Raw genomic sequence first — 21,961 nt, 5'->3', positions numbered from 1 at the left:
CGAGAGAGGACACCACCATGCGCGTCTATTACGATCGCGATGCCGACCTGAACCTGATCAAGGGCAAGAACGTCGTCATCGTCGGCTACGGCTCCCAGGGCCATGCCCACGCGCTCAACCTGCGCGATTCGGGCGTGAAGGACATCGTCATCGCCCTGCGCGAGGGCTCCGCCACCGCCAAGAAGGCCGAGCACGAGGGCTTCAAGGTGATGAACGTCGCCGACGCCGCCAAGTGGGGCGACGTGGTGATGATGCTCACCCCGGACGAGCTGCAGGGCGACATCTACAAGGAGTCGCTGGAGCCGAACATGAAGCAGGGCGCCGCGCTCCTGTTCGCCCACGGCCTCAACGTGCACTTCAACCTGATCGAGCCCCGCAAGGACCTCGACGTGCTCATGGTCGCCCCGAAGGGCCCCGGCCACACCGTGCGCGGCGAGTACCTCAAGGGCGGCGGCGTGCCGACCCTGATCGCCATCGCCCAGGACGCCTCGGGCAACGCCCACGACCTCGGCCTCTCCTACGCCTCGGCCAATGGCGGCGGCCGCGCCGGCATCATCGAGACCACCTTCAAGGAAGAGTGCGAGACCGACCTGTTCGGTGAGCAGGCCGTGCTCTGCGGCGGCCTTGTCGAGCTGATCAAGGCCGGCTTCGAGACGCTGGTCGAGGCGGGCTACGCCCCCGAGATGGCCTATTTCGAGTGCCTGCACGAGGTGAAGCTGATCGTCGACCTCATCTACGAGGGCGGCATCGCCAACATGAACTACTCGATCTCGAACACCGCCGAGTACGGCGAGTACGTCACCGGCCCGCGCATCGTCACGCCGGAGACCAAGGCCGAGATGAAGCGCGTCCTCAACGACATCCAGTCGGGCATCTTCACCCGCAACTGGATGCTGGAGAACAAGGTCGGCCAGACCTCGTTCAAGGCCACCCGCGCCAAGCTCGCCGCCCACCCGATCGAGGAAGTCGGCGCCAAGCTCCGTGGCATGATGCCGTGGATCTCCGAGAAGGCCCTGGTCGACAAGACCAAGAACTGATCTTTTCGGACTTGGAGGCCGGGCTTCGCTCGGCCTCCGCTGTGGTGCCTGAGGCCGGTTCGCGCGAGCGGGACCGGCCTTTTTCGCGGCCCCGTTTGCGCCCTTGCGCCTTTGCCTTAAACGCTCCCTCAGGAGGCTCGAAGCAATCGGCCCCGGAGGAGACGCATATGGCATCGCTCTACTCGGAGGCGCACCGCGCCCTCCAGGAGGAATTCGGCACGACCAAGCTCGCCGTGCGCCTCGACGAGGATTGGGTTCACGAGACGATTCAACCCGACGAGGCCGCCTTCATTGCCTCGCGCGACATGTTCTTCCTCTCCACCGTCGATCCCGACGGCATGCCGACCGTCTCTTACAAGGGCGGCCCGACCGGCTTCGTGAAGGTGGTCGACGGCTCGACGCTGGTCTTCCCCGGCTTCGACGGCAACGGGATGTTCTACTCGATGGGCAACATCGCGGGGCAGGCTAAGAGCCCGTCCGATAACGTCCGGCAGGGGTTGAGTGGCCGGAATGGCGGTGATTCCAGAAGGGTGCTGAAGCCTCATCTGGACGTGCCATGTGGACCCCGACCACTCGCCGGCAGCATAACCGTGCGCGCCTTCGATACGAAACCGACCTGACGGATACGGAATGGGCGGTGATCGCGCCCATGATGCCAGAGCCCGCCTCGCGTGGTCGTCCGCCTGTCTGGACGATGCGGGAGGTCCTGAACGCGATCTTCTACGTGCTGCGCGGCGGCATCGCATGGCGGTTGATCCCAAAGGATCTCCCTCCGCGCAGCACGACGTTCGGCTACTTCAGCCGCTGGCGGGACGAGGGATTGTTCGGGCGGATCAACCACGCCCTGGTCATGGCCGACCGGGAGCGGGCCGGTCGCGAGGCCTCGCCGACGGCGGCCGTGCTCGACAGCCAGAGCGTGAAGACCACCGAGAGCGGCGGCCCGCGCGGCTACGACGCTGGAAAGAAGGTCAAGGGCCGCAAGCGTCAGGCCCTGGTCGACACGGACGGGCGCGCCCTCGTGCTCGATCCGCAGACCGCCGACATTCAGGATCGCGATGGGGCTGGACCGGTGCTGCGCCTGTCGCGGCGGACCTTCCCGTTCATCGTCAGAGCTTTCGCCGATGCAGGCTATGCCGGCGACAGACCCGCGACCGCCACCGTCATCACCATCGACATCGTGCGCAAACCGAAGGATCAGGTCGGCTTCGCCGTGCATCCACGCCGATGGGTGGTGGAACGCTTCTTCGGATGGATCAGCCGCAACCGACGCCTCTGGAAGGACCCGGAAGCGACCCTCGCCTCGGCCCAGGCCTTCCTCTACGCCGCCGCCGTCATGATCCTCGTCCGAAGGCTCGGGCGAGCATCATGACTTATCGGACGGACTCTAAGATCGGCCTCCTGTTCATCGACTTCGAGACGCCGCACCGCATCCGGGTTCAGGGTCACGCCTCGCTGCTGCGCGACGATCCGCTGATGGCCGACTACACCGAGGCGAAGTATCTTGTGCGCGTCGATGTGACGAAGATCTGGATCAACTGCCCGCGCTACATCCACAAGTACAAGAAGCTCGAGCAGAACAAGTACGTCCCCCGCCCCGACCGCGAGACGCCGCTCGCGGCCTGGAAGCGGCTCGACCTCGCCGGCGACGTCATCAGCGACGAGGACAAGGCCCGCGTCGCCAAGGAAGGCCGCCTCGAAGTCCCGGAATATGAAGCCCTCGTCGCCCGCGGCGAGGCCTGAGCCCGACCGGCATCGCCTCTCGCATTCGTTCGATCCGGCCGGCTTTACGAGCCACGCCGGGTCGTGCTTCGTGCGCGCGACCTCGGACAGCACGACGGGCCGCATCTCGGCATGACGTTTCTCAGACGAACGCTGCACAATCATCCGCAGATCAAGCGGGCACTCAAGTCCGTCGCCAAATCGGTGGGATTATTTCGCAGCAGCCCGGCCAACGACTTCTATCGCGATCTGGCCGAGGTGAAGACGCGGGGCGACGACGCCTTCTCGAAGCTGTTCTACGGCTATGACGGCGACCACCTGATCAACAAGTGGAACCACTTCCTGCCGATCTACAGCCGGCTGTTCGCGCCCTTTCGCGACGGCAGGCCGGACGGGCGACCGCTGCGCTTCCTCGAGATCGGCGTCTACGAGGGCGGCTCCCTCGACCTTTGGCGTCGTTTCTTCGGACCGAGCGCCATTCTCTACGGCGTCGATGTCGATCCGCGCTGCGCGGTGTTCGACGGTCGCGCCGCGCAGGTCCGTATCGGCTCGCAGGCCGATCCCGCTTTCCTTCGGTCCGTGGTCGAGGAGATGGGCGGCGTCGATGTCGTCCTCGACGACGGCAGCCACGTCGCGAGCCACCAACGCGTCACCTTCGAGACGCTGTTTCCGCTCCTGGCGCCCGACGGTCTCTACGTCGCCGAAGACCTGCACACCGCGTACTGGCGGGACTACGAGGGCGGCTATCGCCGTAAGGGCACGTTCCTGGAGATGACGAAGGGGTTCATCGACGACATGCACGCCTGGTATCACGACCGGGGTGCGCAGGAGATCGGTCGGAGTATCGGCGCGATCCACGTCTTCGACAGCATCGTCGCCTTCGAGAAGGGCGGCGGCGAACGGCCGTTCCACACCACGATCGGCACACCGCAGCGGGCGATCGACCGGGTGCGCTGAACGCGTCCTCGAACGAAAGAAGCCCGCGCATCCACCGGGATACGCGGGCTTCTTCGTGTCACGTGGACTGGCTTACATCGCCTTGAGCGGGCCGGCCTCGATCACGTCCTCGACCGTGCGCAGACCCGCGCGGGTGGAGTTGACGAGCACCGCCATGTTGCCCGGCGGGTGCTGGTTCTTCCACATCTTGGTGTGCGCGGCCGGGATCTTGTCCCAGGGGAACACCTCGCTCATGCAGGGATCGACGCGCCGGTCCATCACGAACTGGTTGGCAGCCGAAGCCTGCTTGAGGTGGGCGAAGTGCGAACCCTGGATGCGCTTCTGGCGCATCCAGACGTAGCGGGCGTCGAAGGTGATGTTGAAGCCGGTGGTGCCGGCGCAGAACACGATCATGCCGCCGCGCTTGGCCACCAGCGTCGAGACCGGGAAGGTCGCCTCGCCGGGATGCTCGAACACGATGTCGACATCGTTGCCCTTGCCGGTGATGTCCCAGATCGCCTTGCCGAACTTCCGGGCTTCCTTGAGCCAGGTGTTGTATTCGGGGCTGTTGACGGTCGGGAGCTGACCCCAGCAGTCGAAGTCCTTGCGGTTGATGACGCCCTTGGCACCGAGGCTCATCACGTAGTCGCGCTTCGACTCGTCCGAGATCACGGCGATGGCGTTGGCGCCGGAGGCCGCGCAGAGCTGGACGCCGAACACGCCGAGGCCGCCGGAGGCGCCCCAGATCAGCACGTTCTGGCCCGGACGCACGGTGTGCGGCGCGTGGCCGAACAGCATGCGGTAGGCGGTGGCGAGCGTCAGCGTGTAGCAGGCGGCCTCTTCCCAGGTCAGGTGCTTGGGGCGGGCCATGAGCTGGCGCGACTGCACCCGGCAGAACTGCGCGAACGAACCGTCGCCGGTCTCGTAACCCCAGATCCGCTGGGTCGGCGAGAACATCGGGTCGCCGCCGTTGCACTCCTCGTCGTCGCCGTCGTCCTGGTTGCAGTGGACGATGACCTCGTCGCCGACCTTCCAGCGCTTCACCTTGGCGCCGACCTTCCAGACGATGCCCGACGCGTCGGAGCCGGCGATGTGGTACTCGCCCTTGTGCACGTCGAACGGCGAGATCGGCTCGCCGAGGCCGGCCCAGACGCCGTTGTAGTTCACGCCAGCGGCCATGACGTAGACGAGCACCTCGTCGTCACCGATCTCCCAGACGGGAAGCACTTCGAGCTGGTGCGACTGCTCCGGCGGCCCGTGGCGCTCGCGGCGGATCGCCCAGGCATACATCTTGGCAGGCACGTGGCCGAGCGGGGGGATCTCGCCGAGCTCGTAAAGGTCCTTGGCTTCCGCCGTCTGCCCGGTCCAGGCCGGTGCTGCGCTTGCAGCCATCGTGGCACTCCCTGTTGGTTCTGGCACGCGCGTGACGAACCGCGCGACCTTGGCCGACGCTATAAGCACGATGTTTCCAGCCTTCCAAGTGGTCTAAAAGGCAAGGCTTTGCCTCATCCGCACAAAAAAGAGGCACCGACCAACGTCGATGCCCCTGTATTCAAAATAATGTTGAGATGACTATTCGGCGGCGGCCTGTGCCGCATTGATGCCGAGCCCCTGGGCCACACCGCGCCCGAAATCCTCGTGCACCTTGAACCAGTGCGCGATCATCCGCTCCTGAATGTGGCGCGGGCTGTCGCCCATCGAGGTGACGATGTTCTCCACGAGCCGCTTGCGGCCGCCCTCATCGAGCACCTTGGTCCAGAACAGCTTGGGCTGACCGTAGAGATCCTCGTCGTCGCCCGGCCATCCGTAGCGGCCGGCATCGCCCCGGATCCGCAGCGGCGGTTCGCTGAAGGACGGGTCCTGTTTCGGGCCGCCGAAGGAGTTCGGCTCGTAATCGACCTGGGCGCCATGGTTACCGTCGGTGCGCATGGCGCCGTCGCGATGGTAGGTCTGAACGTCAGCGTTCTTCGCCTGGTTCACCGGGATCTGCTGGTAGTTCACGCCGAGCCGGTAGCGGTGGGCGTCGGCATAGGACAGCACCCGGTTCTGCAGCATCTTGTCGGGCGAGAAAACGATGCCGGGCACCACGTTCGAGGGCTCGAAGGCGGATTGCTCGATCTCGGCGAAGTAGTTCTCGGGATTGCGGTTGAGCTCCATCTCGCCGATCTCGATCAGCGGATAGTCGCCGTGCGGCCAGACCTTGGTGAGGTCGAACGGGTTGATGCGGTAGGTGTCGGCGTCCAATTCCGGCATCAGCTGCACGGAGACCTTCCATTTCGGGAAGTCGCCCTGCTCGATGGCGGTGGAGAGGTCGGCGGAGGAGTAGTCCGGATCCTTGCCCGCGACCTCGTCGGCTTCGTCGGCTTCGTCGGCCGAGAAGTTCTGGATGCCCTGCTTGGTGTGGAAGTGGAACTTCACCCAGTGGCGCTCGCCCCAGTCGTTCCACAGCGAGAAGGTGTGCGAGCCGTAGCCGTTCATGAAGCGCGCCGATTTCGGCGTACCGCGATCCGAGTACAGGAACATCACCTGATGGATCGCCTCCGGCGACAGGCTACAGAAGTCCCAGCGGCGCCAGTGGGGTTTCAGGTGGGTGCGCGGATCGCGCTTCTGGGTGCGGATGAAGTCGGAGAACTTGATCGCGTCGCGCACGAAGAAGATCGGGGTGTTGTTGCCGACGAGATCCCAGTTGCCCTCCTCGGTGTAGAACTTGAGGGCGAAGCCGCGGGGGTCGCGGGCGGTGTCGGCTGAACCGGACTCGCCGCCGACGGTGGAGAAGCGCGCGACCATCGGCACGTCCTTGCCGACCTCGGTGAGCACCTTGGCGCGGGTGAACTCGGACAGGCTTTTGGTGAGCCGGAACGTGCCGTAGGCGCCGTAGCCCTTGGCGTGCACCACCCGCTCCGGGATCCGCTCCCGGTTGAAATGGGCCATCTTCTCAATGAGGTGGTAGTCCTGCATGAGAACCGGCCCACGCGAGCCGGCGGTGAGCGAATTCTGATTATCGGAAATCGGGTTTCCGAAGGCCGTGGTCAGGCGCGGGCCCTGGTCTGCCATCGCATGTCTCTCCGTCTCGATGCCTCTGCGGGCGGGCGTCGCGACCAGCTTTGCGCCGTGCGAACGTTGCCGCCCCAACGCGTGAGGCCGAGCTTGGAGCCATCCAAATCTGCAACGATGCGGTGTATTTGTCGTCCTTCGGTTGAACGATCACTGGGAATTGAAAGGCGCCGGGGGCTCGCGTTGTGTCGGGAGCCGGCCGCCCAACGACAAATCCGCTTCACCGCCACATCAAGTTTTTCCAGGGCTTGAGGCACGCACCCTCGACCTTTCTCCCAGATGACGCGACGCAGCGGCTTCGCTACGGTGCCGGCCAATAGCCGCGCCTCAAGGCGCGCGATTGCATCGGACAGGGAGTCGAGTGGGATGAGCGCGCAAGCGAGCGTCGCCGAGGTCAAGCGCGACAAGCCGTGGATCATCCGCACTTATGCGGGGCATTCCACGGCGGCGGAGTCCAACAAGCTCTATCGCGGCAACCTGGCCAAGGGTCAGACCGGCCTATCGGTCGCCTTCGATCTGCCGACGCAGACCGGCGCTACGACCCGGATCACGAACTCGCCCGCGGCGAGGTCGGCAAGGTCGGCGTCTCGATCGCGCATCTCGGCGACATGCGGGCCCTGTTCGACCAGATCCCGCTGGCACAGATGAATACCTCGATGACGATCAACGCCACGGCGCCGTGGCTGTTGTCGCTCTACCTCGCGGTGGCGGAGGAGCAGGGCGCGCCGCTCGCAGCGCTCCAGGGCACCACGCAGAACGACATCATCAAGGAATATCTCTCGCGCGGCACCTACGTGTTTCCGCCCGCGCCTTCGCTTCGGCTCACGAAGGACGTGATCCTGTTCACGACCAAGAACGTGCCGAAGTGGAACCCGATGAACGTCTGCTCCTACCACCTGCAGGAGGCGGGGGCGACGCCGGTTCAGGAACTCTCCTACGCGCTGGCCATCGCCATCGCCGTGCTCGACACGGTGCGCGACGACCCTGATTTCGACGAGGCCAGTTTCTCCGACGTCTTCAGCCGGATCTCGTTCTTCGTGAACGCCGGCATGCGGTTCGTCACCGAAATCTGCAAGATGCGGGCGTTCGCCGAGCTGTGGGACGAGATCGCCCAGGAGCGCTACGGCATCACCGACGCCAAGAAGCGGATTTTCCGCTACGGCGTGCAGGTCAACAGCCTGGGGCTGACGGAGCAGCAGCCCGAGAACAACGTCCATCGCATCCTCATCGAGATGCTGGCGGTGACGCTGTCGAAGCGCGCCCGCGCCCGCGCGGTGCAGCTCCCGGCCTGGAACGAGGCGCTCGGCCTGCCGCGCCCCTGGGACCAGCAATGGTCGATGCGGATGCAGCAGATCCTCGCCTTCGAGACCGACCTGCTGGAATACGACGACATCTTCGACGGCTCGACGGTGATCGAGGCCCGTGTCGAGGCGCTCAAGGAGCAGACCCGGGCCGAGCTGACGCGCATCGCCGAGATCGGTGGGGCGGTCACGGCGGTCGAGGCGGGCGAACTCAAGCGGGCGCTGGTCGAGTCGAATGCCCGGCGCATCTCGGCGATCGAGAAGGGCGAGCAGATCGTCGTCGGCGTCAACAAGTGGCAGCAGGGCGAGCCCTCACCGCTGACGGCCGGGGACGGCGCGATCTTCACCGTCTCGGAGACGGTGGAGATGGAGGCCGAAGCCCGCATCCGCGAATGGCGCTCCAAGCGCGACGACCGTGCGGTCGGCCAAGCGCTCGCCGATCTGGAACAGGCCGCGCGCTCGGGCACCAACATCATGCCGCCCTCCATCGCCGCGGCGAAGGCAGGCGTGACGACGGGCGAGTGGGGCCAGCGCCTACGCGAGGTGTTCGGCGAATACCGCGCGCCCACGGGCGTGACGCTGCAGACCGTTACCTCCGGGGCCGCGGAGGATGCCCGCCTGCTCATCGCCGATCTCGGCGAACGGCTCGGCGAGACGCCTCGCCTCGTGGTCGGCAAGCCGGGCCTCGACGGCCATTCCAATGGCGCCGAGCAGATCGCTTTGCGCGCCCGCGATCGTCGGCTTCGACGTGACCTATGACGGCATCCGCCAGACGCCGACCGAGATCGTCGCCAAGGCAAAGGAACGCGGCGCCCACGTCATCGGCCTCTCGGTGCTGTCGGGCAGCCACGTCCCCCTGGTGCGCGAGGTGAAGGCCAAGCTGCGCGAGGCCGGGCTCGATCACGTGCCGGTCGTCGTCGGCGGCATCATCTCGACCGAGGACGAGCTGGTGCTCAAGAACATGGGCGTCACCGCCGTCTACACGCCGAAGGACTACGAGCTCGACAAGATCATGGTCGGGCTCGCCAAGGTGGTGGAGCGGGCGCTCGACAAGCGCGCGGCCGACCGGGCGGATACGGAGGCCGGCGTGCCGGGCGCGCCGAAGCGGAACGAGAGCGGGGCGCAGGTCTTCTGAAGTCCGCCGCGATGGACGAGGAGCGGTGCCGAACGGATCGTCACCGCTCCCCAGCATCGATGTCCGCGATCCTCGCCGAGCCGGCGTCGGTCGCGGCGCGGGGCGCCTGTCAGTATCGAACGAAGAGATTGAGTGACAGGATGTGATCCAGCTCGATCCCGCTGGCCTGCGTCCGGGCCGTCTGGTTCAGGTAGCCGATCTCGACCGTTGATTTCCCACCGATCGGCAGTTCGAGGCCGATGAAGGCCCGGACGCGGTCGAAGCCGGCACGGGTGCCCCAATCCGTGTCGTTCAGGGCCACGAAGAGTTCTGTCCAGCCGACGGCCGAGACGCCGCCCCAACCCTGCGGCAGCGGCATCGCGAAACGCAGATTCTCGCGCAGCCGAAACCCCACATCCCGCCCGGCGGATTGCCATCGCTGCTCGAAGCGGGTGCGGGATGAGACCTTCACGCCGGAGAACTCTCCGATCTTCCAGTTGATCTCCTGAAAGCTGCGATCCTCGATCCGCACGTTGTCACGCATGCCGTGGTCTTCGACATAGGCGTAGCCCTGGTAGAGCACGAGCGCGTCGTTGACCTTCCAGCCCACTGCCGGGCGTAGAATGAGCTGGTCGAGCTGCGAAATGCCGTTGCCGATCCGCGGCTGAACTTCCGCGAAGTAGGCCACATCGCCGACGGACCCGAACAGGGTCGTGTTGATCCAGAGCTGCCCGTCCTGCACCGGCTCGGCGGAAGCCCGTGCGCCTGTCGCGATCAGGCACAGGGAAGCGAGGAGGAGGCGCTTATGTCGGATCACGATCCACTCTCCGCCCGCAGTATCACCCCTCGTCGGCTAAGGGTGTCCGGGCTGGAATGGGATTGTCCGTTCTCCGGGCATACCGTCAAGCTCACCACGGTGCCGCATGCAACCAGAGGCTCGAACGCGACGCACCAACCGACGAGGCCGCTGGCTCCTGCGGGAATCGTTGAAACGACGCAGGCCGACGATGTCGGAATAGGGCCGGCCCGCCTCCTTTGAGGTTTCTTCCTGCGCCCCCTTCGCGAGGGCGCAGGAAGAAACGCAGCGCCTCTAGCGAACGCCGCCGCTGGCGTTGATCACCTCGCCGGTCACCCAGCGCGCATCGTCGGAGGCGAGGAACGCGACGACCCCGGCGATGTCGTCCGGCTGGCCGGATCGGCCGAGCGGTGTCTGTGCGACGAGGCCGGCTTCCATCTCCGAGCCGGCGATGCCGGCGGTGTGGGTGCCCTCGGTCACGACATAGCCGGGGCTGACGACGTTGACCCGGATCTTGCGCGGGGCGAGCTCGTTGGCGAGGACGCCCGAGATCGCGTTCAAGGCCCCCTTGGTCCCGCTATAGACCGCACTCGTCGGCATCAGCACGTCGGTGACGACGGACGAGATGTTGATGATGCTCCCGCCTTCGCCCAGGTGTTTCGATGCCGCCTGGGTCGCGAGCAAGACGCCCAGCACGTTGACGTCGAAGATGCGGCGGTAGTGCTCTTCGGTCACTTCTTCGATCGCCGCGAATTCGTACACGCCGGAATTGTTCACCAGCACGTCGAGCCGGCCGAATTGCTGCACCGCCGCCTCGACCAAGCCCCCCGTGCCTGCGCGGCCTGCGAGACATCGGCCTGGACCGCAACGGCCTTGCCGCCGGCGGCCGTGATGGCATCGACGACGGCATCCGCGCCGGCCTTGCTCGATGCGTAGTTGACGACGACGGTAGCGCCATCCTTCGCCAATGCCTTCGCGATGGCGGCGCCGATCCCCTTCGACGCACCGGTGACGACCGCGACCTTGCCCTCAAGCTTTGACATCTGTGCTAACCCTTCGACATGGGCCGGCGCCGGTACGGTCACCTCGGTCCCATAGTTCGGGATTTCGGAACTAACGAAGCGGGGTTCAAGCCCCCATATGGATAAATCATGAGGCCCCTGTTTCACCCCGCGATCGAGGACGTCCAGCCGGAGGCGATCCTCCACGCCCTGTCCGATCCGCGCCGGGCGGCCATCTTCGCCCGGATCACGAAGGCGGGCTGCGTGGAAGCGTGCTCGGCCCTCTCGTCGGTGGGCGATCAGGTGATCCCGAAATCGTCGCTGTCGAGCCACTTCAAGGTGCTGCGCGAGGCCGGCCTGATCCGCTGCGAGCGTCACGGCGTCGAGATGCGCAACCACTCGCGCTGCGCCGAAGTGGAGACGCGGTTCCCCGGCCTGCTCTCCGCGATCATGAACGCCTACGCGGCGCGGGCGTCGTAATCGCTCACGGATGATGTGGCCGCGGGACGGGAGGCGCCCGAGCACGGCCCATCCTGCTTGACCGGCCGCCGCTGCGGGTGCCAGAAACCGCCGCTTCAAGCGGGATGCGAGATCGCCTCGGCCCGGACCTTCTTTCCAGGGACCCGCGCCGATGGCCGCGTTCACCGAACTCGTGTTTTCCGGCGTCCAGCCGACCGGGAACCTGCACCTCGGCAACTATCTCGGCGCCATCAAGCGCTTCGTCGAGATGCAGGCGCGCGACGCGCAGTGCCTTTATTGCGTGGTTGATCTCCACGCGATCACGATGTGGCAGGACCCGGAGGCGCTCAAGGGCCAGATCCGCGAAGTGACGGCGGCCTTCCTCGCCGCCGGCATCGATCCGAAGCGCTCCATCGTCTTCAACCAGTCCCAGGTGCCGCAGCACGCGGAACTCGCCTGGATCTTCAACTGCGTCGCCCGCCTCGGCTGGCTCAACCGCATGACGCAGTTCAAGGACAAGGCCGGCAAGGACCGGGAGAACGCCTCCATCGGCCTCTACGATTACCCCGTGCTGATGGCCGCCGACATCCTCGCCTATCGTGCCACGCATGTGCCCGTGGGCGAGGATCAGAAGCAGCACCTCGAACTGACCCGCGACATCGCGCAGAAGTTCAACAACGACTTCGCGGGGTCGATCCTGGCGCATGGCCACGGCGAACAGTTCTTCCCGATCACTGAGCCGCTGATCGGCGGGCCGGCGGCGCGCGTGATGTCCCTGCGCGACGGCACCAAGAAGATGTCGAAGTCGGACCCGTCCGAGTATTCGCGCATTGCGCTCACCGACGACGCCGACGCCATCGCCCAGAAGGTGCGCAAGGCCAAGACCGATCCGGAGCCCCTCCCCTCGGAGGTCGCGGGCCTGGCCGGCCGGCCGGAGGCCGACAACCTCGTCGGCATCTTCGCGGCGTTGCGCGGCATCACCCGCGACGAAGTGCTGGCGGATTTCGGCGGAGCGCAGTTCTCCAGCTTCAAGCCGGCTCTGGTCGATCTCGCCGTCGAGACCTTGGCGCCGATCGGTGCCGAGATGAAGCGGCTCGTCGCCGATCCGGCCTATATCGATTCCGTTCTCGGAGACGGCGCGGGCCGAGCCGAGGCGATCGCGGCGCCGACGCTGGATGCGGTCAAGGACATCGTCGGCTTCGTCCGGCGCGGGCCGGTACTCAGGGCGGTTTAGGATTTCAGCGCCGTCACCGCCGGGGCTCGTCCTTGCGCAGGTGGCGGCCATAGGCCTGCTCCTTCTCCTCCCGCTCCTTGATCAGGTCGGCATAGGCTTGGCGCATCTCGGGGGAAACGCTCACGCTCTTGCCCATTGGCGGGCTTGCGCTTGGGCGCCTTCTTGAAAGTGTCTGACGTGTCGGCCATCGGTCTCGCTATCCCCCTTCGCGACCCATCCTATCATAACGCAAGCGCAATGCCGGCTGAAACGCAGCGGCTACCGGTGGGGCGCTCGGACTGCTAAATACCGGCGCACAAGGCCGCAGGATTGATACCCGGCCGCCGACGACGATTTCGAGAAGACCGATGGAAAAGTTCACGACCCTGGAGGGCGTCGCCGCGCCCATGCGGATCATCAACATCGATACCGACCGCATCATCCCCAAGCAGTATCTCAAGACGATCAAGCGCACCGGGCTGGGGCAGGGCCTGTTCTCGGAAATGCGCTACAACGACGACGGCTCGGAGAATCCCGATTTCGTCCTCAACCAGCCGGCCTACCGCCACGCCAAGACCCTCGTGGTCGGCGACAATTTCGGCTGCGGCTCCTCGCGCGAGCACGCACCCTGGGCGCTGGCTGATTTCGGCATCCGCTGCGTGATCTCCACGAGCTTCGCCGACATCTTCTTCAACAACTGCGCCAAGAACGGCATCCTCGCGATCGTTGTCTCGCCGGAGGATCTGGAGAAGCTGTTCCAGGATGCGGAACGCGGCGCCAACGCGACGCTGACGATCGATCTGGCGGCGCAGACCATCAAGGGCCCCGACGGCGGCACCCTGCATTTCGACATCGACGAGGGTCGCAAGCACAACCTGCTCAACGGCCTCGACGAGATCGGTCTCACGCTCGACCAGAAGGCTCCGGCGATCGACGCCTACGAGGCGAAGCTCGCTCAGCGCGAATGGGCCTAAACAGCCGCTAGAGCCGTATCCGACTTGATTGCATCAGGTCGGATACGGCTCTAGGTCTTTGTTTTGACGCGCATTCTTTCGCCGAACCGGTGACCACTTCGTCGGAATGCGCTTTAGGGCCACGCCCTGCCCCGCAGGGCGAGCACCCGCGCCGCCTCGATCAAGGCCTCAGTCCATCGATCGAGCGCGGGCCGGCGGCCTCCGCCAGCCTTCGGACGCCGGGTGCGCGGCGGCATCGGAATGTGCACGAAAACCGCCGGGCACCCCGTCGCCAGCACCCGATAATACGAGGCGTTGCACAGGTAGCGTCCGGCATCGCGTGACGCGGCGGCATCGAGTCCGGCGCGTTTCAGGGCGACCCGCACCTGCGCCGCCGCCCCGCTCCGCCGCTGCGCCGGGCCATCCGGATCGAAGGCGAGGAAGCGCCCCACCGCCCCACTCGCATCGGGAAACAGCCGGCTGACCCGATTGACCGCCCGCGTCTCGACGCAGACGCGGGAGCGGCGCGCGGCGACGCCGATCATCAGCACGGCACGCGGCCGCCTCGCGAGAGCCGGTGCGAGTTGCGTGTCGAGGGCGCCATAGCGCGTCTCCAGCACGAGGCAGTCCGGCGCGTGGCCGAGGAGGCGGCGCAGATGCGGCGAGGCCGCCAGACGCCGCGCGAGGCGGGCGCTCGGATTGTCGGGCACGGTCGGGAACGGGCCGAAGCCCGTGATGAGCAGACCGCTCACAACCCGATCAGGGTCGCGATCGCGTCGGCGCCGGCAGCGGGCGAGTGCTCGCCGCCTGCGACCGCCCGCTCCGCCTCGGCGGTAGCCTGCCGCACCTCGGCGCTGCCGACGAGGCGCTGGTGCAGCCGCTCGTGGACGAGAGCCCACATCCACTTCACGTCCTGCTCGCGGCGCTTGCCTGCGATCTCGCCGGTCGCGGTGAGCTTGGCGCGGTGATCCTCGATCCGGCTCCAGAGGGAATCGAGTCCCTTGCCGTGCAGGCCCGAGATCGTGACCACTGGCGGCGTCCAAGTGGCGGACGGCGGCGTCAGGATGTGGAGCGCGGCGCGGTACTCGGAGGCGGCGGCACTCGCCCGGCGCTCGCCGTCGCCATCGTCGGCCTTGTTGACCGCGATCATGTCGGCGAGTTCGAGAATGCCCTTCTTGATGCCCTGAAGCTCGTCGCCGGCGCCCGGCAGCATCAGCACGAGGAAGAAGTCGGTGAGGTCAGCCACTGCCGTCTCCGACTGGCCGACGCCGACGGTCTCGACCAGGATCACGTCGAAGCCCGCCGCCTCGCACAGCAGCATGGTCTCGCGGGTCTTGGCCGCGACGCCACCGAGCGTGCCCGAGGAGGGCGAGGGCCGGATGAAGGCGTTGCGGTCGATGGCGAGCCGCGCCATCCGCGTCTTGTCGCCGAGGATCGAGCCGCCGGTGCGGGTCGAGGACGGATCGACGGCGAGCACCGCCACCTTGTGGCCCGCCGCGGTCAGGAGCGAGCCGAGCGCATCGATGGTGGTGGATTTGCCGACGCCCGGCACGCCGGTGATGCCGACGCGGATCGCCCGCCCCGTCTGCGGCAGCACCGCGTCGATGAGGTCGCGCACCGCCGCCCGGTGATCGGCCCGGCGCGACTCGGCCAGCGTGATGGCGCGGGCGAGCGCCGCTCGGTCGCCGGCCAGAAGCCGCTCGCGGAGTGTGTCCATGTCGGGAAGGGTCGCGCTCATGGGCCCCTTCATGCCGGGGCGTCGCGCGGGCGTCGAGTACCCAAAATCCCAATCGTGCCCCGCCACGGTCAAGATCGTGCGCGAAGGAGGAGCGCCCAGCGCCGGCTTGCCACCGGAGCGGGATTCCTCGGGGACTCGAAACCGCTCATGCAGCCCTCCGACGCGACCCGCCGCTCTCTCCTGCGCCTCATGGGGTTGGCTGGCGTGGCCGGACTCTCCCCTGCCCTGTCGGGTTGCGTGATGGACGGGCTCGCCACCGGTGCCGTCGGCGAGACGCAGTCGGCGCTCGACGTGAGCCCGGTGCTCCTCATCGCCACCACCCGTCGCCCCGCCGCCGGCAATCCGCCCAAAGCGCCGTTCTTCGGCTCGGAGCGCGGCCGGGGCCTGAGCTTTGCCGAGGCGCGCATGACCGCGCCGGACCGCTCGCTGATCGGCAAGGTTTCGGCGGTGGTGGGCGGCGATTGGGGCGTCCGCTCCGTCGGCGCCGTCACGACGGGGTCGGGCGCGGCGGCAGCCTTCGCTCAATCCGCCTTCGGCCGCGACGTGCTGATCTACGTCCACGGCTACCGCGAGAGCTTCGAATCGGCCGCGATCAGCGCCGCCCGCCTCTCCGACGGCATCCGCTTCAACGGGGCCTCGGCCCTGTTCACATGGCCCTCCGCCGCAGCGACCTTCGATTACGGCTACGACCGCGAGAGCGCGCTGTGGTCCCGCGACGCGTTCGAGGACCTCCTGAAGACCGTGGCGACCACGCCGAGCGGCGGGCGCATTCACATCGTCGCCCACTCGATGGGCACGCTCCTCACGCTGGAGACGCTGCGCATGCTGCGGGCCGAGGCCGGCGAGGCGGCGGTCGCCCGGATCGGCGCGGTGGTGCTCGCCGCGCCCGACATCGACATCGACCTGTTCACCAACGGCGTCGAGCGCCTGGGGCCGGACGCCAAGCGCATCACCGTCATCTCGGCGACGAACGACCGCGCACTCGAACTGTCGGGCGCCATTGCTGGCGGCGTCGTCCGCGCGGGTGCCGCCGACCGCGAGCGCCTGGAGGCTCTGGGCGTGCGGGTGGCCGATGCCTCGGATTACGGCGGCGGCCTCTTCAACCACGATCTGTTTCTGTCGAACCGCGAGGTTCAGGCCGTCGTGAAGCGGGCCGTCTCGCGGGGCAGCAGCGGCACCTGAAGCAAATTCAGGAGCGTGGATCGCCGCTTTGCGGCGATTGCCCTGAACGCGCGGCTTTCGCCCATCGACGAATCCGGCCCCGGCGTCCTACAAGCGCCGCCGAACCCGGCCAGTCCGGTGCGGGTTTCCCGCGCAGCGCCGCCCGTCGGCCCGCGGCTCTTTTCCCTCTTTCGAGGACAGTCCCGATGTTCACGCTCGAGATCGACGGCAAGGCGATCGCGGTCATCAACGGCGACGAGGCGACCGCCCGCGACCTGTTCACCTGCGACGGCTTCAAGGAAGACATCCGCACGATGACGATCGACGGCCAGCCGATCTGGAACGGCACGTCGGACCTGATCGTACGCAAGGCCAATGAGGACGAGATCGAAGAGTTCGAGGACGCGCTCGCCTCCGATGACGGCGAGGGCGATTTCGAGCCCGACGCGCAGCACGAAGCGGAAGGCGACGGCTCGGACGACGAGGACGAGGCCGACATCGTCTTCCTCGTGGACATCGACGACGAGGACGAGGATCAGACCCTCGACGCCTGACGGAACGCGGATCTCCGCATCAAGACAGGCCATGCCGGCGAAGGCCGCCGGCATGGCCATGAAATCGGGAGGCGCGCCTATCCCTCCCGCACCACCTGCATCGACGTCCCAGTCGATTCGTCCTCGCGGAGCGGCTCGCAGCGCCCGCCGAGATGGCGCGCCAGGAACTCTTCCGCCCGCGCGAAGAAGGCCAGCCGGTTGGCCGGGCGCACGAGGCCGTGGCCCTCGTCCGGAAACAGCAGGTAGGTCACGGGAATGCCGCCGCGCTCCATGGCCGCGACCATCTGGTCCGACTCGGCCTGTTTCACCCGCGGATCGTTGGCGCCCTGCACGATCAGCAGCGGCGCCTTGATCCGGTCGGCGAAGTAGACCGGGGAGCGCTCGCGAATCACTGCCATGCCTTCCTCGGTATCAGGATCGCCGATGGCGCGGTGGAGCTGCGCCCGCATCGCCTCCCAATAGGGCGGGATCGTCCGCACCAGGGTTTCGAGGTTGGCCGGACCGACGAGGTCGATACCGCAGGCGTAAGATCCGGGGTTGCGGGTTAGCGCCATCAGCGTGGCGTAGCCGCCGTAGCTGCCGCCCATGATCGCGACGCGAGCCGGATCGGCCACACCCTGCGCCACCGCCCAAGCGGCTGCGTCGCTGAGGTCGTCGTCCATCCGCCGACCCCATTCGCGGTCGCCCGCATTGAGGAAGGCTTTCCCGAAACCGGTCGAGGAACGGAAGTTGACGCTGAGCGCGGCATAGCCGCGATTGGCCAGCCATTGATGGAGGCCGTCGAAGCCGAAGCTGTCGCGCGCCCACGGGCCGCCATGGACGAGCAGCACCAGCGGGCCGGGGGCCTGCGCATCGAGCGGGCGGCTGAGATACGACACGAGGTCGAGCCCGTCGCGGGAGCGGATGATCGCCGGGCTCATCGGGGCGAGCGGCGCACCCTCCAGTTCCGGCCGGGCGCTGCCGAGCGAGCGCAGCGTCTTTGCCTGCCGGTCGTAGATCGCGGCCTCGCCGACGCGGGTGTCGGCGCGGGCCACCACGATCCAGAGCGCATCGTCCTCCGTGCGGCTCGCCGGATACCAATCGCCGAGCCCCTGTGTTTCGAGAAAGGCGAAGTCGTCGGTCAAGCGCGGGTCGAGCACGTGCCAGGATTTGCGAGCATGGGTGACCGAGTAGGCCACCGGCTCGTGTGTCTCGGCATCCTGCAGCACCGCGCCGATATCGGCCTCCTCGTGCGCGGCGAGCACGCGGGTCTCACCGGTGGCGAGATCGATGCGGGTGAGTGCGGCGGTGTTGCGCCCGCGGCTGTCGCGGCAGAACAGGGCGGTGCCGGCAGCGTCGAGATTCTCCGCGCCGGAGACGCGGGCATCCTCGGGCGGGAAGGTGAGCCACGGCTTCCAGTTCGCGCCGTCCGGGGCGATCAACTGGCTCGAACCGTCCGGAAGATTGCGGAAGGCGAAGCGCACGGCGTAGCGCTCGTCGATAAGGAAGCCGGCAAAGCCCGGATTCTCGATCAAGAGGCTACGCTCGCCGGTGGCGAGATCGATGCTGTGCAGGTCGTGGAAGCGCGGGTCGCGGTCGTTGATCGCGACGAGCACGCGGTCGCGCACGATGCGGCTGAGGCCCACGATCGCCGCGGCGATGCCGGGGATCGGCGTCAGGTCGCGCCGCTCGCCCGTGGTGAGATCGACGGCGTAGAGGTGGTGGTTCTCGTCGCCGTCCGCGTCCTGCACGTAGAGCAGGTGGCGCCCGTCATAGGCAAAGGCGTAGGCGTCGATGCCGCGGCGCCGGTCGGAGGTGACGGGCACGGCCGCATCGAGGTCGTCGATCGGCGCCGACCAGATGTTGAGCACACCCTCATGGGGCGCCACCCAACCGAGGCGGCGCCCGTCGGGGCTGATCTGATGACCGTAGCGCGTCGGGTTGCCGAAGAGATGCGCGCGCGGGATCAGATCGACCATGATGTTTCCTCGTTTCGGGTGCCCGCCGTCCGAAGGCGGGCTGACCGTGCGAGGAAACTATCGCGGGATCAGCCGAGCACCACCACCTTCGCGCCGACTTCGACGCGGTTGAACAGGTCGATGGCGTCCTGATTGATCATGCGGATGCAGCCCGAGGACACGCTCTTGCCGATGGAGTGCGGTTCTAGCGTGCCGTGGATGCGGAACAGCGTGTCCTTGTTGTTCTGCCAGAGGTACATGGCCCGGGCGCCGAGCGGGTTGCGGCTGCCGCCGGGCACGCCGAGGCCGCTTTGGAGCTTGTCGACCTCCCGGGCGAGGTCCGGCCGGCGGGCGATCATCTCCTTGGGCGGATACCAATCCGGCCAAGCCTGCTTCGAGTTGACGGTGGCGCTGCCCGACCACGAGAAGCCCTGCTTACCCACGCCGACGCCGTAGCGCCGGGCCCGGCCGTTCGGCAGGACGAGGTAGAGGAAGTGCGCCTTGGGATCGACCACGATGGTGCCCGGCGCCTCGTTCGTGCGGAAATCGACCTCCTGGCGCAGGAAGACCGGGTCGAACTTCTTGTAAGGGATCGCCTGGACCGGGAACGGCTCGTTGGCAATCGCCGCGTAGGCCCGCGTGTAGTCGATCGGGCCGTTATCGGGCTCCTGCGGCGGCACCGGATAACCGGCCTGCTGCTGGCGCGGCGTCTGGTTCGGCGCCTCGGCGGCGGGCGGCTCGCCATAGCGCTCGGCCCGGCGACGGGCATAGGCCTCGGCGTCGAGATCCGTCTGCGAGCCCGGCACCGGCCGTCCGTTGCTGACCCGGCCGTTATAGGGAACGTACTGCCCGCCCCGGCGGCGGTAGAGTTGGCCGGCGCTGTCCTGATAAAGACGGTCGTCGTCGAACCCTTCGAAACTCTGGGCGAGGACGCGCGCCGGCAGGCTCGCGAGCCCGAGGCTCGTCATGGCTCCGAGAAGAAGCTTACGGCGGTTCTGAACTGACATGGATCGCTCGATCGAAGTGGCCGGGCCGGGAAACGTCTCCGGAATACGGGGAAACGGTCACGATCATCCGGGCCGGCTGAACTGCCCCGCTTGCTCCCTAGCAAGGAAGCGGCCGTGCGTCAGGGCCGATCGCAACCGTCACGCCTCCTGCACCGGCAAGTGTGCGAACATTGTGTCCGAAAGGTTACACGCGCGGCCGCCATGCGCCGAATGAGGGGCTTTAACGATTTCGTAAAAAAGGTGCGGATTCCGGGGCGAATTGTGGCGGACGGCGATTGCATTGGCCGGGCCGGTCTCTAGATCAAGCGTAGCCGTTCGGCCCGATCCACGGACCCCTTCCCTTGCGCGCCTCCCTCCTCCGCTCTTCGCTCGGACTGCTTTGCCTCGGCCTGATGCTGCCGGGCGAGGCCCTCGCCGCCCGCAAGGCGGCCCCCCCGCGCCCTGCGCGGACGGCGGTCGCGCAGCCGGCACCGCAGCCGCTCGGGCCGCAGACCGCCTGGACCGCCGCCGAATCCCCCAACTGCAACCGCGTGCGGCGCAAGCTCTGGCAGGCCGACGAGGGCTGGATCGTGAAGACGGTCACCGTCTGCCACTGAGCCGGTCGCCCACGAATCACAGGAGATCCGGGCCTGCGGCCGGGACGCTCTCGAAGCCGGCGGCCTAACCCGCTACAAACCGCTCGAGGCGGCGACGGTCGCGGCCCCGGTAGCGGTGAGTGGCGTCTCCAGTGATCCGCGTTCTCCATACGGGCGACTGGCATATCGGCCAGACGCTGCGCGGCTTCTCGCGCGAACGCGAGCACGACGCGGTGTTCGGTTGTCTCGAGAGCATCGTCGTGGAGCGCGAGGTCGATGCCCTCGTCGTGGCCGGCGACGTCTTCGATAGCCAGAACCCGTCCGGCGAGTCGCAGGCCCGCTTCTACACCTTGATGGCGCGCCTCCACGCGGCGCGGCCGGCCATGACCATCGTCATCACCGCCGGCAACCACGATGCCGCCGGGCGGCTGGAAGCACCGCGCCCGCTGCTCGAAGCCATCGGCGTCCACGTCGTCGGCAATGTCCGCCGCCGCGACGGCGCGATCGACCTCGAGCGGCACCTCGTGCCGGTTCGCTCGGCCGACGGGGACGTGGCCGCGCAGGTGCTCGCCGTCTCCTACCCCACCGCCGCCTGCCTTCCGCCGCTCTCGTCGCTCGGCCAGCAGCCTCGCATCGGCGAGACCTCGCCGATCGTGCGGGCGGTGCGCGACCTCTACGGCCAGCTCTTCGAGGCGGCCCGGCCGCGGCTCGCCGGCCTGCCGCTCCTCGTCACCGGCCATCTCCATGTGGCCGGCGGGCTCGAATCGGAGGGGGCGGAACGGCGCATCCTCGTCGGCGGCGAGCATGCCGTGCCCTCCGACGTGTTTCCGGACGAAGCGCGCTACGTGGCGCTCGGCCATCTCCACCGGGCGCAGGTGCTGGGCCGGGGACAGGTGCGCTATTGCGGCTCGCTGATCCCGCTCTCGGCGGCCGAGCAGCCCTACCGCCACGGGGTCACCCTGGTGACGCTCGGCACCGGCGCCGCGGAAATCGAGCATATCGCGATCCCCCGCCCCGTGCCGTTCCTGCGCCTGCCGCCATCGGGCGACATGCCGCTGGCCGATCTCGGGGATCATCTCACCGCCCTGGCGCTCGACCCCGATCTGCCGATGGAGGCGCGGCCCTATATCCAGGTGCGGCTCGCCCGCGAGGGATTGCTGCCCGGCTACCGCGCCGAGGTGGACCGCATCGCCGAGAGCTTTCCGGTGCGCGTGGTCGATGTGCGGGTGACGGTGCCGCCGCGGACCGCGATCGCAATCGAGGAATCCGAAGCGCCGCCGCCGCGCCTGTCCGAGCGCGACCCGGAAGAGCTGTTCCGCCTCGCCTTCCGCGCCAAGTGGGACGAGGACCCCGAGCCCGCCCATCTCGACGTGTTCCACCGCGCACGAGCGGAAGCCTGAGGCTTT

17 protein-coding genes and 4 pseudogenes are annotated in these 21,961 nt (G+C 67.5%); 13 read left to right on the top strand and 8 right to left on the bottom strand.

Annotated features, from left to right (window positions below):
- Positions 1-17 precede the first annotated feature (17 nt).
- From ilvC to M2437_RS06345, 5 genes and pseudogenes are all read left to right on the top strand, one after another.
- A complete protein-coding gene (ilvC, locus tag M2437_RS06365; protein WP_003597269.1) occupies positions 18-1,037 on the top strand; it encodes a ketol-acid reductoisomerase in 1,020 nt (339 codons plus the stop codon).
- Positions 1,038-1,204: 167 nt separating this feature from the next.
- A pseudogene (locus M2437_RS06360) lies at positions 1,205-1,507 on the top strand (pyridoxamine 5'-phosphate oxidase family protein); the annotation flags it as partial.
- A gap of 86 nt (positions 1,508-1,593) precedes the next feature.
- On the top strand, positions 1,594-2,406 hold the full coding sequence (locus M2437_RS06355) for an IS5 family transposase (protein WP_060768287.1): 813 nt from the start codon (positions 1,594-1,596) through the stop codon (positions 2,404-2,406).
- A gap of 14 nt (positions 2,407-2,420) precedes the next feature.
- Positions 2,421-2,777 (top strand): annotated as a pseudogene (locus M2437_RS06350) (pyridoxamine 5'-phosphate oxidase family protein); the annotation flags it as partial.
- Between the two features lie 63 nt (positions 2,778-2,840).
- Positions 2,841-3,713: a class I SAM-dependent methyltransferase gene (locus M2437_RS06345; RefSeq protein WP_253386855.1), complete on the top strand. Its 873-nt coding sequence runs from the start codon at positions 2,841-2,843 to the stop codon at positions 3,711-3,713.
- Between the two features lie 72 nt (positions 3,714-3,785).
- On the opposite strand, the gene ccrA is transcribed toward M2437_RS06345, so the two are convergent.
- Together ccrA and M2437_RS06335 are read right to left on the bottom strand one after the other, a co-directional pair.
- Positions 3,786-5,084, bottom strand: a complete 1,299-nt coding sequence (gene ccrA, locus M2437_RS06340) for a crotonyl-CoA carboxylase/reductase (protein ID WP_003597276.1) — start codon at positions 5,082-5,084, stop codon at positions 3,786-3,788.
- Positions 5,085-5,264: 180 nt separating this feature from the next.
- Positions 5,265-6,746 carry a catalase gene (locus M2437_RS06335; RefSeq protein WP_253386854.1) on the bottom strand — a complete coding sequence of 494 codons (1,482 nt, stop codon included), beginning with the start codon at positions 6,744-6,746 and terminating at the stop codon, positions 5,265-5,267.
- Between the two features lie 366 nt (positions 6,747-7,112).
- On the opposite strand from M2437_RS06335, the pseudogene M2437_RS06330 reads away from it, so the two are divergent.
- A pseudogene (locus M2437_RS06330) lies at positions 7,113-9,182 on the top strand (protein meaA).
- A 109-nt stretch (positions 9,183-9,291) separates the two neighbouring features.
- Here the strand turns inward: M2437_RS06330 and M2437_RS06325 are convergent.
- Complete coding sequence (locus tag M2437_RS06325; protein ID WP_253386853.1) at positions 9,292-9,978, bottom strand: DUF2490 domain-containing protein; 687 nt, start codon at positions 9,976-9,978, stop codon at positions 9,292-9,294.
- Positions 9,979-10,251: 273 nt separating this feature from the next.
- Positions 10,252-11,000: pseudogene (locus M2437_RS06320) on the bottom strand (SDR family oxidoreductase).
- Positions 11,001-11,108: 108 nt separating this feature from the next.
- Here M2437_RS06320 and M2437_RS06315 point away from each other — a divergent pair.
- The 3 genes from M2437_RS06315 (at position 11,109) to leuD (ending at position 13,604) form a co-directional block, all read left to right on the top strand.
- Entirely contained in the window at positions 11,109-11,438 is a 330-nt protein-coding gene (locus M2437_RS06315) for an ArsR/SmtB family transcription factor (RefSeq protein WP_003597287.1), read from the top strand.
- A 151-nt stretch (positions 11,439-11,589) separates the two neighbouring features.
- Positions 11,590-12,651 (top strand): tryptophan--tRNA ligase, encoded by a 1,062-nt coding sequence (trpS, locus tag M2437_RS06310; RefSeq protein ID WP_253386852.1) that lies wholly within the window; start codon positions 11,590-11,592, stop codon positions 12,649-12,651.
- A gap of 347 nt (positions 12,652-12,998) precedes the next feature.
- Positions 12,999-13,604: a 3-isopropylmalate dehydratase small subunit gene (gene leuD, locus M2437_RS06305; RefSeq protein ID WP_012252105.1), complete on the top strand. Its 606-nt coding sequence runs from the start codon at positions 12,999-13,001 to the stop codon at positions 13,602-13,604.
- A gap of 113 nt (positions 13,605-13,717) precedes the next feature.
- On the opposite strand, the gene M2437_RS06300 is transcribed toward leuD, so the two are convergent.
- A complete protein-coding gene (locus tag M2437_RS06300) occupies positions 13,718-14,335 on the bottom strand; it encodes a pyroglutamyl-peptidase I (protein ID WP_253386851.1) in 618 nt (205 codons plus the stop codon).
- Positions 14,332-15,321 (bottom strand): methylmalonyl Co-A mutase-associated GTPase MeaB, encoded by a 990-nt coding sequence (meaB, locus tag M2437_RS06295; RefSeq protein WP_012778997.1) that lies wholly within the window; start codon positions 15,319-15,321, stop codon positions 14,332-14,334. Before meaB ends, M2437_RS06300 begins: the two co-directional genes overlap by 4 nt.
- Positions 15,322-15,468: 147 nt before the next feature.
- Between meaB and M2437_RS06290 the strand changes: the two genes are divergently transcribed.
- Positions 15,469-16,503, top strand: a complete 1,035-nt coding sequence (locus M2437_RS06290; RefSeq protein ID WP_253386850.1) for an alpha/beta hydrolase — start codon at positions 15,469-15,471, stop codon at positions 16,501-16,503.
- A gap of 185 nt (positions 16,504-16,688) precedes the next feature.
- Positions 16,689-17,036, top strand: coding sequence for a hypothetical protein (locus M2437_RS06285; RefSeq protein WP_003597301.1), 348 nt, complete (start codon positions 16,689-16,691; stop codon positions 17,034-17,036).
- 77 nt (positions 17,037-17,113) lie between these two features.
- Here M2437_RS06285 and M2437_RS06280 read toward each other — a convergent pair whose 3' ends face one another.
- Both M2437_RS06280 and M2437_RS06275 read right to left on the bottom strand, forming a co-directional pair.
- Positions 17,114-18,994 (bottom strand): S9 family peptidase, encoded by a 1,881-nt coding sequence (locus M2437_RS06280; protein WP_253386849.1) that lies wholly within the window; start codon positions 18,992-18,994, stop codon positions 17,114-17,116.
- Positions 18,995-19,062: 68 nt separating this feature from the next.
- Complete coding sequence (locus tag M2437_RS06275) at positions 19,063-19,980, bottom strand: L,D-transpeptidase (RefSeq protein ID WP_253386848.1); 918 nt, start codon at positions 19,978-19,980, stop codon at positions 19,063-19,065.
- 341 nt (positions 19,981-20,321) lie between these two features.
- On the opposite strand from M2437_RS06275, the gene M2437_RS06270 reads away from it, so the two are divergent.
- Together M2437_RS06270 and M2437_RS06265 are read left to right on the top strand one after the other, a co-directional pair.
- Positions 20,322-20,576 (top strand): hypothetical protein, encoded by a 255-nt coding sequence (locus M2437_RS06270; protein ID WP_012605480.1) that lies wholly within the window; start codon positions 20,322-20,324, stop codon positions 20,574-20,576.
- A gap of 131 nt (positions 20,577-20,707) precedes the next feature.
- Positions 20,708-21,955, top strand: a complete 1,248-nt coding sequence (locus M2437_RS06265; protein ID WP_253386847.1) for an exonuclease SbcCD subunit D — start codon at positions 20,708-20,710, stop codon at positions 21,953-21,955.
- The last annotated feature ends 6 nt before the right edge of the window (positions 21,956-21,961 follow it).

It is taken from the genome of Methylorubrum pseudosasae (assembly GCF_029504475.1).
GTDB lineage: Bacteria > Pseudomonadota > Alphaproteobacteria > Rhizobiales > Beijerinckiaceae > Methylobacterium > Methylobacterium extorquens.
Note: the sequence above shows the minus strand (reverse complement) of the source record. Positions and strands in the feature narration are given on the sequence as shown.

Excerpts from the sequence above, each read along its gene's own strand:
- leuD (WP_012252105.1), top strand. The coding sequence starts at position 12,999 with ATGGAAAAGTTCACGACCCTGGAGGGCGTCGCCGCGCCCATGCGGATC.
- trpS (WP_253386852.1), top strand. The coding sequence starts at position 11,590 with ATGGCCGCGTTCACCGAACTCGTGTTTTCCGGCGTCCAGCCGACCGGG.
- M2437_RS06290 (WP_253386850.1), top strand. The coding sequence starts at position 15,469 with ATGCAGCCCTCCGACGCGACCCGCCGCTCTCTCCTGCGCCTCATGGGG.
- ilvC (WP_003597269.1), top strand. The coding sequence starts at position 18 with ATGCGCGTCTATTACGATCGCGATGCCGACCTGAACCTGATCAAGGGC.
- M2437_RS06315 (WP_003597287.1), top strand. The coding sequence starts at position 11,109 with ATGAGGCCCCTGTTTCACCCCGCGATCGAGGACGTCCAGCCGGAGGCG.
- ccrA (WP_003597276.1), bottom strand. The coding sequence starts at position 5,084 with ATGGCTGCAAGCGCAGCACCGGCCTGGACCGGGCAGACGGCGGAAGCC.
- meaB (WP_012778997.1), bottom strand. The coding sequence starts at position 15,321 with ATGAGCGCGACCCTTCCCGACATGGACACACTCCGCGAGCGGCTTCTG.
- M2437_RS06285 (WP_003597301.1), top strand. The coding sequence starts at position 16,689 with ATGTTCACGCTCGAGATCGACGGCAAGGCGATCGCGGTCATCAACGGC.
- M2437_RS06275 (WP_253386848.1), bottom strand. The coding sequence starts at position 19,980 with ATGTCAGTTCAGAACCGCCGTAAGCTTCTTCTCGGAGCCATGACGAGC.
- M2437_RS06335 (WP_253386854.1), bottom strand. The coding sequence starts at position 6,746 with ATGGCAGACCAGGGCCCGCGCCTGACCACGGCCTTCGGAAACCCGATT.
- M2437_RS06280 (WP_253386849.1), bottom strand. The coding sequence starts at position 18,994 with ATGGTCGATCTGATCCCGCGCGCGCATCTCTTCGGCAACCCGACGCGC.
- M2437_RS06355 (WP_060768287.1), top strand. The coding sequence starts at position 1,594 with ATGTGGACCCCGACCACTCGCCGGCAGCATAACCGTGCGCGCCTTCGA.